Origin of the sequence: Bacillus sp. S/N-304-OC-R1, from assembly GCF_019749375.1 — a bacterium.
In the GTDB taxonomy this organism is placed as follows: domain Bacteria; phylum Bacillota; class Bacilli; order Bacillales; family Cytobacillaceae; genus Cytobacillus.
The window spans coordinates 276,158-294,143 of sequence record NZ_JACWFE010000001.1; the positions used below are offsets into that span (position 1 = coordinate 276,158).

Here is a 17,986-nt window from a genome sequence, read left to right on the forward strand (position 1 = left end):
TAAAAGTTTAGAGAAAGGAAGCGCTTACTATTTGGACCTAAATAGTTTATCAAATATTTGAAAAAATAGGAAGATTTAATGATGTAATTAATTATTTTCGAAAATAAAAAAGCACTCATTACTGAGTGCTCGTCCACCATTACTTTGTTTGTTTATTCATGGCGTTCATCATTTGATTGATCTTCTTCTGTGAAGGCTTCATACCCATTTGCATCATCATCATTTTTAACATTTGTTCGTTAATTGGCGGATTTTTCTTTAGATAGCTCATCATATATTTACGAGCAATGAAAAATCCTAGTGCTATACCAGCAAGAAGTGCTAGGATACCAACTAGAATATAAGTCCACATTCAAATTTCCTCCTTCGTGTTGTCTAACATACAGTGTACTAAACCAAAGGCTATTATACAATATTTGCTTTCGAGATTTTATCATTTTTACACTAATTTTCTTTCCTTAATCGGTCTTAGCCAGCCGTAGCGGTGATGATCAATGTCAATCGCTAGAAAAGAAGGCTCACTTTTTCGCAATACCTCGAAGAAAATGGTCTCTGCGTCATAATTTCCATTAGCCTTTAATATTATACAGCGGTCGCTAATTTCAAGTTTTGCACTGCTTCTTTTTCCTATTTCTAAATAATATATCCCTTTATGCGCTAAAAAATCTTTATTTCGATACATCTGCTGGTTAATATATTGATGTAGTTTGAGTCCCGGTATCGGCTTTGTGATAAATTGAATTTGTTTAGCCAGAATGGATTTCATCGCTCCAGCTGCATACTCGAACTCTTGAAATAACTGAAAAAACATTCTCTCCCTGCCAAAATAGTGGGAGGCAAATTCCTCTTCAATTAAATATAACTGATAGGATCTCATCCAAACCTCTCCTTCCGGGACAACCCTGTTTCTTCCTATTATAATAATGGGCACTTAAAGATTGTGTCTTAAGCCGTCAAAAACAACCACTTTTTTTGTCGAAAATCATTGACTTTTTAGAAAGTTTATACAAAAAAGAAGGATGAACAAAGTTCATCCTTCTTTTCATAGTAGTTCTAGAATAATGCTTTAACTCGCGCAACTACATTTTCAACTGTAAATCCGTATTCTTCAATTATCTTTTCTCCTGGAGCCGATGCACCAAATTGATCAATCGCAAGTACATCTCCTTCATCTCCAGCATAGCGATGCCAACCAAGGGAAGCACCCATTTCAATAGCTAATCTTTTCTTCACATCTTTCGGGATAACGCTCTCTTTATATTCTTTAGATTGAGCTTCGAAACGATCCCAAGATGGCATACTGATAACAGCAGTTGAAATACCTTCTGCTTCTAATGCTTTTTGAGCTTCAACCGCTAAGCTTACTTCCGAACCAGAAGCAAGTAATAATGCATCAGCTTTCTCTTTGCTAGCAGCCGAAAGCACGTATGCACCTTTTGAAACTCCATCGTATGCTCTATCTTTTGTACCCTTTAATGTTGGAAGATCTTGACGAGTTAGAACAAGAGCTGTTGGCTGATCTGCTGATTCAACAGCAAGCTTCCATGCAGCTGCTGTTTCATTTCCATCAGCTGGACGGATAACTGAGAGATTAGGCATTGCACGCAATGCTGCTATTTGCTCAATTGGCTCATGTGTCGGACCATCTTCTCCAACTGCAATACTATCATGTGTAAATACATATGTTACTGGAAGCTTCATTAATGCAGCCAGACGAATAGCTGGACGTAAGTAGTCAGAGAATACGAAGAATGTTCCTCCATATACCTTTATTCCTCCATGTAAAGCCATTCCGTTTAATGCTGCGCCCATTGCAAATTCACGAACACCAAACCAAATATTTCTGCCATCAAAGCTTTCAGGTGTAAAATCTGAGGCACCTTTGATTAATGTCTTATTTGAACCTGCTAGGTCAGCTGATCCGCCAATAAAAGTAGGCAGGTTCTTAGCAATGGCATTCAAAGCATCACTCGATGCAGAACGGCTTGCAATTTTCTTTCCTTCTTCATAGACAGGAATATCGTTCGCCCATCCTTGTTTTAGCTCACCGTTAATTGCATCCTCTAGCTGAGTTGCAAGCTCAGGGTATTCATTTTTATATTGAGTGAAAAGATCATTCCACTCTTTTTCTTTCTTTTGACCTTGCTCAGCAACTTGTTGTTTGAAATGCTCATATACTTCTTCAGGTACGAAGAAATCTTCTTCAAAAGTCCACTTATATGCTTCTTTCGTTAATTTTAATTCATCCGCACCAAGAGGAGCACCGTGAACATCTGACTTACCTGACTTATTTGGTGAGCCATAGCCGATAATAGTTTTTACTTCAATAAGAGTTGGACGGCTTGTATCTTGCTTTGCTTCCTCAATTGCATTTGTAATCTCAGCAAGATCATTTCCATCATTCACTTTTAAGTATTGCCAGCCATATGATTTAAAACGCTGTTCCACACTTTCAGAGAAAGACTTATCTAAATCTCCATCAAGAGAAATATCATTGGAATCGTAAAGGACTATTAATCTTCCAAGGTTTAAGTGGCCTGCAAGAGAAGCTGCTTCTGCAGACACACCTTCCATTAAATCTCCGTCCCCGCAAATGCTATATGTATAATGATCAACCAAATTGTAATCACTTTTGTTATAAACAGCTGCTAAATGACGCTCAGCCATTGCCATTCCAACAGACATTGCAATACCTTGACCTAGTGGTCCAGTTGTCGCATCTACACCTGGTGTATGACCAAACTCTGGATGACCTGGAGTTTTGCTTCCCCATTGTCTAAAATTCTTAATATCATCCATTGTTACATCATAGCCAGATAAATGAAGAAGACTGTATAAAAGCATAGAGCCATGTCCTGCAGATAGAACAAAACGGTCACGATTAAACCATTGAGGGTTTTTAGGATTATGGTTCATAAATCGAGTCCATAGTGTATAAGCCATTGGTGCTGCTCCCATCGGCATACCTGGGTGACCCGAATTTGCTTTTTCAATTGCATCAATTGATAAAGTACGAATAGAGCTTATCGATAAGGCATCTTTTTGATCAAACATTTGATACATCCCTTCTGCGAGTTATTATTACTCTTCTAATATTAAAGTCAGTGCCTTTCTAATACAACCAATACAATAAAAATAATAAAAACATTTTATTTCTATGTTTGCCTTAAAAAACAATGTATATGTAAAGAAGGAGGATACAATCTCTGTATTTTCCTTCTGCCAAAAATATTAATGTAATGGATCCTTGTTCTGAATTGTCTTTAGCTTTTCCGGTGTAACATCATTACCATTTGGATCGATAATGGTAACCCCTTTTAACGTAGTTAACATCGATGAACGAAATGTTTGTAAATATTCTCTGCGCAGAGCTGATTGCTCTTTTGCTTCGCTTTCAGTTAATCCTACTTCTTTAGCCTTTTTAGCCAGTGCATTTAATCGATTTAGTTTCTCTTTTGGCAGCATAGTTTAGCTCCTTTTTTATTTCATTGAATCCATCTGCCATGTTACTAAAAAAGAGTACTTTTGACAAGAAAGGAGCATATAAAAAAACTCGATTCAAAATGAAAAGAGTTTAGCATTAGGTGAAAAATATAAAATAAATTACAATTCCGCTTCAGTTTGTGAATCAATGTATTCCTGATATCTTCTATGTACAGTAGCTTTTGAAATATGATACCCAAATCCGTTCAGAGTGGCAGCAATTTCAGCAAAGGTTAATTTGTTTTTACGAAGTCTAACTATTTCTTCAATCGGAACTTCAATCCGGTCACGGCCAGAATGCTGACCCAAATTTGAAAGATTCTTCTCAGGCTTATATCCATTTTGAACCGCTCGTTTCATTCCGCGCTTAATTTTTATATTATGTATTTTCCGCTGATATTCCTCTACTATACTGACAATATTTAAGACCATAGAATCTGATTCAGAAAGCTGAAGCTCTCCATTATGTGTAATACTATATAGCAATATGTCTTCTTTCAGAATGCAATGAAGAATAGCCATTTTGGCATTCCCTCTCCCGAGTCTAGTCTCATCCTGTATTAGAACATACCTAACATCCTTATTTTTTATAAGTGATAGGAGTTCTAATATCCCATCCCGATTAAGATCGTATCCGCTAGCCTGTTCTTTAATTACCTTCAGAACATCTAAGCCATTTTTCTTAGCTAGCTCAGTTAGCTCTTCCTCTTGTCTAGTAAGTGACGTTTCCTGTGATTCCTTTGTAGTACTGACTCTGCAGTAAATAATTGCTTTCATATTCATTACCCTTCTTAATTTACTGTGAACTTGCTAATTCTGTATGTAGATTCGCTTCATGCTGCTCTACAACAGGTATAACCAATTCATCCCCTGGATAAATTCTTCCGCTGGCAATACCGTTATTTCTTTCAACCCATGTGACAAATTCATCAGCGGATAAATTATGTTTGTCTGAAAAATCCTCAGCTATCTGCCAAAGTGTATCGCCTTCATTTACGGTAATTTTTATATAACTATTATTTTCAGACTCTCCTAGCTGAAAAATTAGGATAAATGCAGATAAGAAACTTAAAACGAATAGAATAATAGCATATGAATATTGATTCCACAATTTTTTCATTTTAGAAACACCTCTTTTAGAATGTATGTTCGCGTTTGTTGTTTTTATTATAAACCGAACATTTGTTTCGTGTCAACAATTATTCGAACTTATGTTTGTACTATATGGTAAGTAGTGCTATAATTAAGGAAAGAAAATCATAAGAGGTGTGATTGGATGGCGAAATTATCTAAAAGGCAGCAGGATATTTTAAATTTTATTAAAGATGAAGTAAGACAAAAAGGTTATCCACCATCTGTAAGAGAGATTGGCGAAGCAGTAGGACTGGCCTCAAGCTCTACTGTACACGGCCATCTTGCTAGATTAGAAAGTAAAGGATTAATTCGAAGAGACCCTACAAAGCCAAGAGCGATTGAAATATTAGATTTAGAAAATAATATACAAACTCCTGATTACAAAATTGTGAATGTTCCAATTGTCGGTAAAGTTACTGCTGGCCAGCCGATAACAGCTATTGAAAATGTTGAAGACTATTTTCCATTGCCCGAAAGACTCGCTCCAGATCCCGAGCACGTTTTTATGCTTGAGATTATGGGAGAAAGTATGATTGAAGCAGGAATATTAGATGGAGACTATGTCATTGTAAAGCAGCAAAAGACTGCAAATAATGGCGACATAATTGTTGCCATGACTGAGGATGATGAAGCAACCGTGAAAAGATTTTTCAAGGAGAAGGATTACATTCGGCTTCAGCCAGAAAACTCTACAATGGAACCAATAATACTTCGTAATGTCTCCATTTTAGGAAAAGTTATTGGGGTTTATCGTCACATTCATTAAGTAGGTATCAAGCAGACATATATTGTCTGCTTTTTCTATTAATATTTATATAGAAAGAATTAGTTTTTCAATTTAATAGGAAAAATATGAGTTCTCTACTACATATATTTCCGCAAATTGGATATTTATACACATTCTAATTATTGGAATTTTCTATAAAATAGTAATACACCCAGAATCAACCTAAGGTCGCTCTAAAAAAATTTTCGACTTTAGGAGGTGAAGTCCAAATGTATTTGAACATTTTCTTCGCTGTTTTGATTGGTGGATTAGTCGGTGCGGCAGGGCATATTAGAAAAGAAGGCAGAATTATTAAGCCTCGGAAAACAAAAAAGTTTATTTATCTTGGTTTTTTGGAAGAAGTTATTTTAGGTGGACTTGCTGCAGCTTGTTTTGTCACTTTTTCTGAGCCTGACTCAACATTAAAAGTTGTCTCGCTTTCTATTATCGCAGGTTTAGGCGGAGACACACTGCTAAGATGTCTTGAAATTTTAAAGATACGGGAAAAGGACCAGAATTAAGTAAGTGGAATTATATATCCCCGCTTAAGTTAAGCGAGGATATTTTCTTGAGATTTGATATGATATACAACCATGTGAATAACGGTAAAGAGTTCTTCGATAAAAAACCGCTAGAGCCTAATACTCTAGCGGTTTTGAATATTAATACATCGTCATATACTGCTCGCGCTCCCATGGATGTACTTGCGTACGGAACATATCCCATTCGATCTCTTTTGCTTCTACAAAGTGTTCAAAAATATGTCCGCCTAAAGCAGAAACAATGACTTCGTTTGCTTTTAGCTTATCAAGAGCCTCAGCTAAAGTTGATGGTAGATCATCAATACCTTCAGCCATCCTCTCCTCTTTGCTCATTACATAAATATTACGGTCAACAGATGCTGGTGGAACTAGGCTATTTTTTATGCCATCTAATCCTGCTTTTAATAAGACGGCCATTGCCAAATAAGGGTTAGCTGCTGGATCTACACTACGAACCTCTACACGTGTGCTCACTCCTCTTGAAGATGGGATACGCACTAGCGGTGAACGATTCTGAGCTGACCAAGCTACATAGCATGGTGCTTCATACCCTGGTACTAAACGCTTGTATGAGTTAACTGTTGGATTCGTAACAGCTGTAAACCCGATGGAATGCTTAAGGATTCCAGCGATAAACTGTCTTGCATAATCACTTAATTGCAGTTCTCCTTTTTCATCAAAGAATGCATTTTTCCCTTCTTTAAATAGAGACACATTGCAGTGCATCCCTGAACCTGCTACACCAAATAATGGCTTTGGCATAAAGGTTGCATGCAATCCGTGTTTACGGGCAATTGTTTTTACAACAAGTTTAAATGTTTGAATTTGGTCACATGCAGTTAAGGCATCTGCATATTTGAAATCTATTTCATGCTGTCCTGGTGCGACTTCATGGTGGGAAGCTTCAATTTCAAATCCCATCTCTTCCAGTTCAAGAACGATATCACGGCGGCAATTTTCACCAAGATCAGTTGGAGCAAGGTCAAAGTAGCCACCATTATCATTTAGCTCTAATGAAGGATCTCCGTTCTGATCAAGTTTAAATAAGAAGAATTCTGGCTCAGGTCCAAGATTAAAATCAGTAAAGCCCATTTCTTCCATTTCTATTAGAATTCGCTTTAAATTATTACGAGGATCCCCTTGGAATGGTGTGCCATCTGCATTATGAATATCACAAATTAAGCGGGCAACCTTTCCCTTTTCAGCTGTCCATGGAAAAACAACCCATGTATCAAGATCCGGGAATAAATACATGTCAGATTCTTCAATCCGAACAAAGCCTTCAATGGAAGAACCATCAAACATCATTTTGTTATCTAGCGCTTTATCTAGTTGGCTAATTGGAATTTCAACGTTTTTAATCGTCCCTAAAATATCAGTAAACTGCAGGCGAATAAATTTAACGTTTTGTTCATCTGAAATTCTTTTAATGTCTTCTTTGGTGAATTTTGCCATAATTTGGTTCCTCCTTAGTTGTATAAACAAAACCGTTAATGGAAAAAACGGTTCATATTCACTTGATGGGATGCTGGTAAATTAAATCTGCCTGCCTGCACAATTTCCTTGCGCAAATGTCTTCTAATTTCATCATTGGACAGCTCTCGTTCTGCTTTTTCATCCTTAAATGAAAGTACCGTATTCCGATGATTGATTGCAAATAGCTGTTTGATTCCAGCCATGTTTACTCCTTGATCGATTAGATCCTTAATTTCTAGGAGCTTATCAATATCATTTAGAGAAAACATTCTTCTGTTGCCATCGGTTCTAGCTGGAGAAATCAATTGGTGCTCCTCATAGTATCGAATTTGACGTGCAGTCAATTCAGTAAGCTGCATGACGGGACCAATTGGGAAAAGCGGCATGGAACGACGTATCTTGCTTCCAGTCACTCATTTCTCCTCCCTTATCATTTTCTAAAATGCAAAGTTTCTAGGTTTTAAAACCTTTATTCTTAATTACAAAAATAAATATAACTTAATGTTAGGTTTATTGTCAATATCATGTTAGGTTTTCTAACATGATATTTTTAAAATAATAAAGAACAGCATTTTAATTGCTGTCCTTAGTATGTCACTTCTTAAATATGAATTAATCCCTTTTCTATCAGTCCATTAATTGCAATACAAACGGCTATTTTTACGTGTGAATAAGTTAGCCCTCCTTGTACATATGCAACATATGGTGGCCTAATAGGGCCATCGGCTGAAAGCTCAATGCTGGCGCCTTGAACGAAAGCTCCTGCTGCCATGATTACCTCATCATTATATCCAGGCATCGCACTTGGGTATGGTGTGACGTGAGAATTAATTGGGGCAGCATATTGGATCGCTTGGCAAAAGGCAATCATTTTTTCCCGGTCATCAAATTGCACAGACTGAATTAAATCTGTCCTCTTTGCATTCCATTTAGGTGAGGAGTTCATTCCTAATCTTTCTAGTAATGCGGAAGTAAATACAGCACCTTTTAATGCTTGTCCTACAATATGAGGGGCTAAGAAAAAGCCCTGATACATTTCCTGAAGGCTATATAGTGATGCACCTGCTTCAGCCCCAATTCCTGGTGACGTCATTCGGTATGAACACGCTTCTACCCATTTTTCCTTGCCGACTATATAGCCGCCTGTCTTCGCAAGTCCGCCTCCAGGATTTTTAATAAGGGAACCCGCCATTAAATCTGCTCCAACATGGCATGGCTCCTTATCCTCAACAAACTCTCCATAGCAGTTATCAACGAACACAACTACATCTGATTTAATTTCTTTGACAAACTGTATCATTTCCTCAATTTGTGCAATGGTAAAGGATGGTCTTGTTGCATACCCTTTTGAACGCTGAATCCCAATCATTTTCGTATGAGGCTTAATGGCTTTTGCTACAGCATCATAATCAATATTGCCTTCCTGATTTAAATCCACTGTATTATATGAAATACCGAATTCCTTTAATGAGCCTATCCCATTGCCTCTTAGTCCAACAATTTCTTCTAATGTGTCATAAGGCTTGCCTGTTATGTAAAGCAGTTCATCCCCTGGACGAAGCACTCCGAATAAAGCAATCGAGATAGCGTGGGTTCCAGAAATAATTTGCGGTCTTACGACGGCTGCTTCACCCCCGAACACCTCTGCATAAATCCTTTCCAGTGTATCTCGGCCAATATCATCGTAGCCATACCCGGTCGTTGGAATAAAATGAGAATCGCTTACTTTATTATTCTGAAAGCTGTTTAAAACACGAAATTGATTTTCGTCAATTTTTTTGTCAATTGCTTGTAATATATTTGTAATTTGCTGTTCAACCTCATTTACAATTGGCTGCAGCTTTTCCCCATTTGATAACTGTTGAAACATGTTGTTCTCCTACCTATACTGTATATTTATTTAATTGTCCTGCTATATGGTGATTTTCAAAGTAATAGCCCTTACAAACGTATATTTGCTTTTCTTCATGAAAGAATAATTCTCGTAAAATGGTGTCATTTTTTAGCTGTGCCAGAAGCTTTCCTTCAGTAGATGGAACTTCAACATGATAATACCTCATCATTTCAAGAACCGTCTCTTCAATCATGCTTTTTAACTTAACCCTGTCTTGTTCTTCAAAAGCGCTTATTTGAATAGACTTCGTGCTAGCTACCGGTACAAAATCAGGATGTTTAATATCCTTTTTATTATACACAGTTAACTGCGGAATTTTTTCATTTTCTAGATCCGCTAATAACTGATTAACCGTCTGCTCATGCTGATAATAATCCGGACTTCCGCTATCCACAACATGCAGAATGAGGTCTGCCTCCTTCACTTCCTCTAAAGTAGAGCGAAATGCAGCAATAAGAGTCGTTGGCAAGTCCTGAATAAAACCAACGGTATCTGTCAGTAAAGTTGAAAAACCGCTTGGCAAAATTAATTTTCTAGTCATAGGATCTAAAGTAGCGAATAACTGATTTTCTTCATAGGAATCAGCTTCGGTTAACCTATTAAACAATGTTGATTTTCCGGCATTCGTGTAGCCGACAATAGCTATTTGAAATGCTTTGTTCTTTTTTCTTCTTTCCCGATATCTATCACGGTGCTGAACAATAACGGAAAGTTGATTTTTTATTTCATTTACACGGTTGCGAATATGCCGTCTATCTGATTCTAATTTTGTTTCACCAGGGCCTCTCGTTCCAATACCTCCACCTAGCCTTGAAAGCTGGGTTCCTTGGCCGGATAATCTTGGTAGCAAGTATTGGAGCTGGGCTAGCTCCACTTGCAGCTTACCTTCTTTGGAACGTGCTCTTTGGGCAAAAATATCTAATATTAATTGAGTACGATCAATTATTTTCGCGTTTACATTTGCTGTAAGATTGCGAACTTGGCTTGGTGAGAGTTCATCATTAAAAATGATCAAATCCGCTTCTAATTCATCCTGCAAAGCAGTTAATTCTTCAACCTTACCTTTTCCTATATAAGTAGCTGAGTGGATGCGATCACGTTTTTGCGTTAAGGTTGCGACTACTTTCCCTTTTGCTGTTTCGGTTAATGAGCCAAGCTCTTCCATCGAATAGCCGAACTGCTGATCCTCTTCATCTGTTTGACATCCGACAAGGATTACTTTTTCAAATTCAGTTTTTTGCTCCAATCAACATCCTTCTTTCCTATACATTCTTATAATAATCCACTTAAATCCTATCATAACAAAAACGATCATTTAACACTAATTTTCAAAGTACGAATGAAAGTCCGATTGAAATGAAAAAAAGGATTCCCGTTAAATGGAATCCTTTTGCGTTTTAATCCTCTTCAAACACTAAATCATTGCTTCTTATTGTCATTAATTCATGACGGTCAAAGTTATTCTGCATGAGCAGCCTCATCGCTTGAGCTCTAATTGACTTTTCAATGACATTACGAATATAGCGTCCATTAGAAAAGCTTACTGGGTTTAAATGCGTCTTTATCCATAGTAAATGATCACGGAGTTTTTTTTCTGCCTCATGGCTTAACGTATATTCTCGATCTTTCAACATTCTATCGCCAATTTCCATGAGCTGCGTAATCGAGTAATCCGGAAAATCGATGACTAGCGGGAATCGGGAATGCAATCCAGGATTTAACGTCAGGAAATAATCCATCTCTCTTGAATAACCAGCAAGAATCAGAATAAATTCATGCTGCTTATCTTCCATATGCTTCACTAGGGTATCAATGGCTTCTTTTCCGAAGTCCTTTTCTCCCCCTCTTCCAAGTGAATAAGCTTCATCAATAAATAAAATTCCGCCTAACGCTTTTTTAATTAGATCCCGCGTCTTCTGGGCTGTATGGCCAATATATTCCCCAACAAGGTCTGCGCGTTCCGCTTCAATTAAATGTCCCTTCGACAGGACGTTCATTCTTTGAAATAACTTGCCAATTAGTCTTGCAACAGTTGTTTTCCCAGTGCCGGGATTCCCTTTAAACATCATATGAAGCGCTTGTTTACCTGCTTTAAGTCCAGCATCCTCACGTTTTTTATTGACATATATCCAAGCATAAATTTCTTTAATCATTCTCTTCATTTCTTCCATGCCAACTAAAGCTGTTAATTCCTCTTCAATATCCTTAAGAGCTGAATGCTCTGGTGGAATTTCTTTTGGAAGAACTTGAGTTTCAGGGAGTTCTTTCGTCAATGAATTGCGTTTTTGTGAATTTAACACGATGCTAATCTGCCCGTTATTCTTCATCCGAATTGGCTGGTCCAAAAGCTTTCACCTCACGTTCTCAGAAACAGTATACGCATAGAAGTTCGGATTGTGACAAAAGCCCATTTTCCTTTGATGGCTCTTAATCTGCCATTTTATTCGTATTAAAAAAATCCTTATCTATATGTATTCAACTCTTCCTCACTTCATTAAAGATTTTTATAAAAGCTTGATTCATCTTGAGTCAAATAAAAAAGGTCCCGCTTTAAAGCAGAACCCTTATTTTTTAGTTATTATTATCCATATCAATTTGAACATTACGCTGAGGCGCAAATGTAGAAATAGCATGCTTGTATACTAGCTGCTGCTTCCCTTCAGATTCGAATAATACGGTAAAATTATCAAATCCTTTTATTTGACCGCGAATTTGAAAGCCGTTAAGTAAAAATACAGTTACATTTGTATTGTCCTTACGAAGCTGGTTTAAAAATTGGTCTTGAATATTAATAGATGTTTTCATCCTATATCCTCCTCTTTTATCTCTATTACTATGTATTCGATTTTATTTGCAGCTTTCCTTCAATATGCGTTGAAATTTCCGCAAGTTTTTTTTCAAACGTGCTGATTTCGACAACTTCTGACATATCAAACCAATCTACATTCATTTTATTCCGAAACCATGTCAGCTGCCTTTTCGCATATCGCCTTGAATTCTGCTTTAATAGAGTGATTGCTTCTTCTAAAGAGATAGTATGGCCAAAGTACTCATATAATTCTTTATAGCCAATTGCTTGAATCGATTGGCAGTCCTTGAGTCCCTGTTTATATAGATTTTCAACCTCTTCAAGCAATCCCTCATCCATCATAATATCTACTCGTGAATTAATACGCTGATATAATTTATCCCTATCCATTGTTAACCCAATAATAGCCGTATTATACATAAGTTCTGGATTTTGATTCTCTTGTATTTCGTTTATCGTTTTTCCTGTACAATGATAAACTTCTAGCGCTCTAATGACTCTGCGTATATTATTAGGATGAATTCTTTCTGCACTTATAGGATCAACCTTGTTTAATTCATCATGCAAAACATCATTTCCCTCTTCTTCAGCCCTTTTCTCAAGCATTATCCGGAATTTGTCATCAGAAGGGGCATCAGAAAAGTGGTAATCGTAAATAACGGACTGAATATACAAGCCCGTACCACCAACAATCATTGGAAGTTTTCCTTTTAATGAAATCTCCGAGATCTTTTTCCTGACTATGTCTTGAAACTCTGCAACAGAGAATGGTTCATCCGGGTCCTTTATATCAATTAAATGGTGGGGGATACCATCCATTTCATTAGCTTTGATTTTTGCTGTGCCAATATCCATTCCTTTATAAATCTGCATGGAGTCTCCGCTAATAATTTCCCCATTCAATCGCTTTGCTAATTCAATGCTAAGCTTTGTTTTTCCTACTGCGGTTGGACCAATTAACACAACTAGCTTATCTTTTTCCATCAAACTGTTCACACTGCCTTTATCGGACTATCAAGTAATTCGTCCCAAAAAATCTGGACGATCTTTCCCCTATAGTATCATAAACGTGAATGACTTTCAGCGGTTATGCATCTATTTAGAAAGACACGATTTCAACATTCAAACATTATTAACCAGATTTCATAATTCTATTCAACTTTTATAGGAATCATCCTCGCAAGTATTACTTTTTTAATAATAAAAATGTTTAAATTTATGGTGTTATTTTCATGTAAGATTACATTTTATTAACGATTGTATAACAATTAAATGGGTACCCCCTTAATCATGGTAGTTTATTAGAAGAATATTTAGAGTGATTAAATAAACAGTAATAGATTAGGTGGGAATAAAAATGATTACAACTTCTGAATTAGGGATCGATTTAGGAACTGCAAATATATTAGTATATTGTAAAAATAAAGGAATTACATTTAATGAGCCTTCTGTTGTCGCTATTGATACAAATACGAAAAAAGTGCTGGCAGTTGGAAAAGAAGCTAAAGAAATGATTGGGAAAACTCCCGGAAGAATTATCGCGATTCGTCCATTGAAAGATGGAGTCATTGCCGATTACGATACAACAACTGAGATGCTTCGCTATGTTATGGCTAAAGCAACAAAGGCTTCCGGTTTTGCGATTAGAAAGCCGAATGTTGTAATCTGTACCCCTTCAGGCTCAACAAGTGTAGAAAGAAGAGCGATTCATGATGCAGTACGCAATGCTGGTGCAAAACATGTTCATTTAATTGAGGAACCTGTAGCTGCAGCCATTGGAGCTGGATTACCTGTAGATGAACCAATTGCAAACGTAGTCGTTGATATTGGCGGCGGTTCTACTGAGGTCGCAATCATATCATATGGCGGTGTTGTTGCCTGTAATTCCATCCGCATAGGCGGCGATCGATTAGATGATGATATTATTCAATATGTCCGAAAAGAATTTAATGTTCTGATCGGGGAACGAACTGCTGAACAAGTAAAAATGGAAATTGGTTACGCATTAGTGGATCATGATGAATTAACGATGGAAATTCGCGGGCGGGATTTGGTAACTGGACTTCCAAAAACTATTTCCTTATCCTCTTATAAAATCCGTGATGCTATTAAAGAATCACTCCTTCATATATTAGAAGCAATTCGTGCCACACTTGAAGAGAGCCCTGCTGAACTTAGCGGAGATATCGTAGATAGAGGGGTTATTCTATCAGGGGGTGGAGCTTTAATCAATGGGTTACAAGAATGGTTATCCAATGAAATTTCTGTTCCTGTCCATTTGGCACCAAGTCCATTAGAGTCTGTTGCTATCGGAACTGGTAAAGCATTGAAATATATCGGAAAATTACAGTCTGCTGTTAAATAATATTTCTCTTTAAGGAAAGTCTTGGAATATTGGGCATTATTTATTAATGAATAATGCTCATATTTTCAAGTTTTTGTTGGCATAATATTATTATGTTAAATCGATTAAATGCTTATCTTTTTGTTTTAGGGGCTAAACTACCCAATTTATGGTGCTCCCTCAACTCGACTATATAGGAAAACAGTAATAAATAATACATACTATTGCTAATTATCACCCTATTAATCAAAATAAAAATAGCCCTATGAAAAGTTACCAATTAATTTCGTTCTTATTCTTTTAGTGTGTTGAACTATTTGAAAATAAGATAACTCTACTTTCTTCTGTATACTCCAATAAGTGAATTCCTGTGTCATCTGTTTTAAAAAATATTTTGTTCACAAATGGTAAACCTCATCCTGCCCCCTCATAGAACAGTGCTTGCGCAATTATCACACACTTGCCCCTTTTAGTTTGACAAGACTAATGAAGGTTAGATATCATGTTACGAATGCGACGTAAAAAAGTCAACAAATAATCTATTGACTGCAACATTTCTTACTAATACCCCCCAGGCAATACTAATATTGTGCCAGAATAGAAAGAAAAACACATATACCCGCTAATGTGAAAAAGATTAGAGAAGTTTTAAGGTTCCTCCTCATTTTAAACCCATAAATACAAAAAAAGATAGCTGCAGCTAATTTCGAACAGCTTTGAAAATAAGCATTATCTGAAAATAATGAACTACTAAAAACAATCGAAATTAGCAAGGTTATAGAGATTAGTATTTTAAACCACAAAGGCTCTTTTTGAAATTGCTTGAACATAAACTTAATTCGCTGCATGACTGATCAACTCCCTCCTGTTTTGATTTTAAATAACCTTAAGAGTCATTTGTTTATTTTATGCATGCATTTTGAAATAGTCTAGTCTTTTTTTTATTGACATTTCTATAATTTATTTGAATGTAAGCTCCATATTATTGTCCTGAAACTATAAAAAAACATTTTATTAAAAATGACTTTCAGCTCAAGAATCTTCAATGTATTTATTAATTTGTTCTACTTGATTTAATAGGATGAAGAAGAGCATTAAGCTACTTCTCCCTATTTAATATACTAGCTCTATCTTGTGTTTACTTAATATCCTCCATATTTAGCCTTAAGGATTATTATTTTTAAAAATTATATAACTTTTTGTAATTTAATATTTTATAATAGGTTAATATACCCATGACTAAAGGATGGTTTACTTGAGAGCTGAAACTGTAATACTTCATATTAATGAGTCTTGTAATAATAATGACCTTCCAAAGGCACGATCTATAATTGAACATCATTGGTCAATGATTACAGAATCAAGACATTATCTTCACTTAAATATCAATGCTCAGAGTTTAGTTAAGATTATTCAAGCTGAAAGTGAGAAAAATATATTGAATCAGCTTACTTTTGATGAAAAAAGAATTATACATCAAATGAATCAATATGTTCGTGATCTTAGGTATTCTCATGCAAGAAAAACTTACATAAAACATAAGAATTTATTTGATAGACCTGAAATCCAAAATTGGCTAAATATTGATGCTCAGATCTTATGTGATGGATTTCGACTTCATACTTAACGTCGAGTAGAAGTAAGGATTAATCCTTGCTTTCCTTTCCTAATAATCAACTCTTCATGCCCAGGAGCAATACGATAGTCCATTATCACCCAGAATCGTAGACTTGCTTGACTGTCGTGTTCTTGGGTTTTTGTGATTAAATTCCTTTCTACAGCTGTCTTGCTCTGTAGCACTCACTGCTTTTTGCGTAGATCATCTACTGGCTTAGTTTTTCTTTCGCACCGCAATCCTACGCTTTTCTAAATTTCCTCCCTTTTATTTATTACATTAGCTTAATAAAAATAAATTTTAAATATAATAATCGAATGGTGAACAAGTTGATAATTGACATACAAACTGATTTAAGAAATGTAGTTGAATTATATAAAGCAAAACCATATCTTCCATTCTGGGGAGAACTATATTCTGTTCTTCAAAGACTAAAAAAGCTTGACAAAGAATCAAAATCCCAAATACTTTTGTATCAAACTGAGAATTCATTACAAGTTTTTTATAATCCTATTGACGGTAGATTTTTCATAGAGCTACCAGGTTTTAATATTTTGCTAACACAAGAAGAATTTATCGATAGTATCCTGGAAGGGAGATTTTGGCCTAAATAAGGTTATAAATCTCCTCCAATGCTTAAACTTAATTACTCTTGAGTTTCATAATTTAGCAAAAAACGACAACCATGATGGTCCATAGCAAAGCTCCACAACCATATTTGAAATTTCTTTTTCTTACAAACTCAAGCGAATTTTAAATTATCATTACTGCCGGAAGAGCAAGAAGAGCATAAAAGCTCTCCTTTTCCCACCCCAGCAACCGGATTTGACGAACTAGATTGAAGGTATCCAAACTATTCAATTCAGCTTTTTATATTCATCTGGAGTTATATACAAATCATATGCGTTCAACTTTTACTCAGTCTAGTAAACTTAATAATTCATGTGTGTATAAACTTGTACATTAATCTTTTCGTTGTTGATAAAAAATTCGACATTTTTCACCCTTTTATAACAAAGTATGCTAAAGTTGAATAAGGGCAAATTTTACGAAAGTAAAAGACGCAAAGCTACGGGCCTAAGACAATTATCTGTTATGGTAGCCGGGTTGCATAAAACGAATTATTATAGCTTTTAAATTTCCTTTCCTAATTTGCCTTAATTTTTAGTGAAAGGTGTTTTAAATGAGTAGAACCGTATTAATTGCTGACGATTCAAGGTTTCTAAGAAATTTACTAAAGAACTTCTTACAAGAAGAAGGCTTCCAAATTTTTTATGAGGCTTCTGATGGGATAAGTGCCGTCTCTTTATATAAAGAAAAGTCTCCAGACATTGTGTTATTAGATTTAACTATGCCTACCTTGAACGGTTTAGACGCACTAAAAATAATTATTGATTATGATCCAAAAGCAAATGTAATTATTTGTTCTGCAATGGGTCAAAACAGACTGATTGTGGAAGCAATAAACTCTGGAGCAAAAGACTTTATTGTAAAGCCCAATTTTAAAGAGCTGGGTCCAGCAGTTAGAAAATTATTTAATTAACTCGCATTTCATATTGAAGTGCTTTTTTTATGAAACATATTACAAAGTCTATTTCCTTAATCTTCGTATTTCTTCTCCACCAAGCTTTTTACAGTACACACCTAATCTAGATTAACATTTTTTCAAAAGAGAACAGCGTATCATGCCCGCCATTCTACTATCTCCTTCCCGCTTCCATTTTGGACATTCATCGGCAATAATTACTGGAAACATTATGTGTTTACAACTACTTGGCCATTTACAATTATTGTATTAAAACTGACTGTAAATAATCTTTTATATTTTTCATAGCATTTAGTTTCCATGCCACATCATCTGCTTTGAACAAGGAACATTCTGGACCCTTTCTCATTCTGAATATAAACTCTATTTCGGGCTCA

Annotated in this window: 19 protein-coding genes and 1 riboswitch; of the genes, 6 read left to right on the forward strand and 13 right to left on the reverse strand. The window is 35.8% G+C overall.

Annotated features, from left to right (window positions below; all coding sequences use genetic code 11):
* Positions 1-139: 139 nt before the first annotated feature.
* From H0173_RS01365 to yneA, 6 genes are all read right to left on the reverse strand, one after another.
* Positions 140-352, reverse strand: coding sequence for a YneF family protein (locus H0173_RS01365; RefSeq protein ID WP_221844120.1), 213 nt, complete (start codon positions 350-352; stop codon positions 140-142).
* 87 nt (positions 353-439) lie between these two features.
* Complete coding sequence (gene sirA / locus H0173_RS01370; protein WP_221844121.1) at positions 440-877, reverse strand: sporulation inhibitor of replication protein SirA; 438 nt, start codon at positions 875-877, stop codon at positions 440-442.
* Between the two features lie 176 nt (positions 878-1,053).
* On the reverse strand, positions 1,054-3,054 hold the full coding sequence (gene tkt / locus H0173_RS01375) for a transketolase (RefSeq protein WP_221844122.1): 2,001 nt from the start codon (positions 3,052-3,054) through the stop codon (positions 1,054-1,056).
* 177 nt (positions 3,055-3,231) lie between these two features.
* Entirely contained in the window at positions 3,232-3,465 is a 234-nt protein-coding gene (locus tag H0173_RS01380; RefSeq protein ID WP_221844123.1) for a DUF896 domain-containing protein, read from the reverse strand.
* Positions 3,466-3,603: 138 nt separating this feature from the next.
* On the reverse strand, positions 3,604-4,260 hold the full coding sequence (locus tag H0173_RS01385) for a YneB family resolvase-like protein (protein WP_221844124.1): 657 nt from the start codon (positions 4,258-4,260) through the stop codon (positions 3,604-3,606).
* A 19-nt stretch (positions 4,261-4,279) separates the two neighbouring features.
* Positions 4,280-4,603: a cell division suppressor protein YneA gene (gene yneA / locus H0173_RS01390; protein ID WP_221844125.1), complete on the reverse strand. Its 324-nt coding sequence runs from the start codon at positions 4,601-4,603 to the stop codon at positions 4,280-4,282.
* A gap of 156 nt (positions 4,604-4,759) precedes the next feature.
* Between yneA and lexA the strand changes: the two genes are divergently transcribed.
* Positions 4,760-5,383, forward strand: coding sequence for a transcriptional repressor LexA (lexA, locus tag H0173_RS01395; protein WP_221844126.1), 624 nt, complete (start codon positions 4,760-4,762; stop codon positions 5,381-5,383).
* Positions 5,384-5,613: 230 nt separating this feature from the next.
* Positions 5,614-5,904 (forward strand): DUF4257 domain-containing protein, encoded by a 291-nt coding sequence (locus tag H0173_RS01400; protein ID WP_221844127.1) that lies wholly within the window; start codon positions 5,614-5,616, stop codon positions 5,902-5,904.
* A gap of 141 nt (positions 5,905-6,045) precedes the next feature.
* Here H0173_RS01400 and glnA read toward each other — a convergent pair whose 3' ends face one another.
* From glnA to miaA, 7 genes are all read right to left on the reverse strand, one after another.
* Entirely contained in the window at positions 6,046-7,380 is a 1,335-nt protein-coding gene (gene glnA, locus H0173_RS01405) for a type I glutamate--ammonia ligase (protein WP_221844128.1), read from the reverse strand.
* Between the two features lie 35 nt (positions 7,381-7,415).
* A complete protein-coding gene (locus H0173_RS01410) occupies positions 7,416-7,814 on the reverse strand; it encodes a MerR family transcriptional regulator (RefSeq protein WP_313770590.1) in 399 nt (132 codons plus the stop codon).
* A 188-nt stretch (positions 7,815-8,002) separates the two neighbouring features.
* Entirely contained in the window at positions 8,003-9,271 is a 1,269-nt protein-coding gene (locus tag H0173_RS01415) for a methionine gamma-lyase family protein (RefSeq protein ID WP_221844129.1), read from the reverse strand.
* A gap of 13 nt (positions 9,272-9,284) precedes the next feature.
* Positions 9,285-10,541, reverse strand: a complete 1,257-nt coding sequence (gene hflX / locus H0173_RS01420) for a GTPase HflX (protein ID WP_221844130.1) — start codon at positions 10,539-10,541, stop codon at positions 9,285-9,287.
* A gap of 151 nt (positions 10,542-10,692) precedes the next feature.
* A complete protein-coding gene (spoVK, locus tag H0173_RS01425; protein ID WP_221844131.1) occupies positions 10,693-11,640 on the reverse strand; it encodes a stage V sporulation protein K in 948 nt (315 codons plus the stop codon).
* Positions 11,641-11,866: 226 nt separating this feature from the next.
* Complete coding sequence (gene hfq, locus H0173_RS01430; RefSeq protein WP_221844132.1) at positions 11,867-12,100, reverse strand: RNA chaperone Hfq; 234 nt, start codon at positions 12,098-12,100, stop codon at positions 11,867-11,869.
* 28 nt (positions 12,101-12,128) lie between these two features.
* On the reverse strand, positions 12,129-13,088 hold the full coding sequence (gene miaA / locus H0173_RS01435; RefSeq protein WP_221844781.1) for a tRNA (adenosine(37)-N6)-dimethylallyltransferase MiaA: 960 nt from the start codon (positions 13,086-13,088) through the stop codon (positions 12,129-12,131).
* Between the two features lie 373 nt (positions 13,089-13,461).
* Here miaA and mreBH point away from each other — a divergent pair, with 373 nt between their 5' ends.
* From mreBH to H0173_RS01455, 4 genes are all read left to right on the forward strand, one after another.
* Positions 13,462-14,469: a rod-share determining protein MreBH gene (gene mreBH, locus H0173_RS01440; RefSeq protein WP_221844133.1), complete on the forward strand. Its 1,008-nt coding sequence runs from the start codon at positions 13,462-13,464 to the stop codon at positions 14,467-14,469.
* Positions 14,470-15,703: 1,234 nt separating this feature from the next.
* Positions 15,704-16,075 (forward strand): hypothetical protein, encoded by a 372-nt coding sequence (locus tag H0173_RS01445; RefSeq protein ID WP_221844134.1) that lies wholly within the window; start codon positions 15,704-15,706, stop codon positions 16,073-16,075.
* A 317-nt stretch (positions 16,076-16,392) separates the two neighbouring features.
* Positions 16,393-16,677: a hypothetical protein gene (locus tag H0173_RS01450; RefSeq protein WP_221844135.1), complete on the forward strand. Its 285-nt coding sequence runs from the start codon at positions 16,393-16,395 to the stop codon at positions 16,675-16,677.
* A gap of 414 nt (positions 16,678-17,091) precedes the next feature.
* Positions 17,092-17,178: riboswitch (cyclic di-GMP riboswitch) on the forward strand.
* A 68-nt stretch (positions 17,179-17,246) separates the two neighbouring features.
* Entirely contained in the window at positions 17,247-17,606 is a 360-nt protein-coding gene (locus tag H0173_RS01455) for a response regulator (protein WP_221844136.1), read from the forward strand.
* The last annotated feature ends 380 nt before the right edge of the window (positions 17,607-17,986 follow it).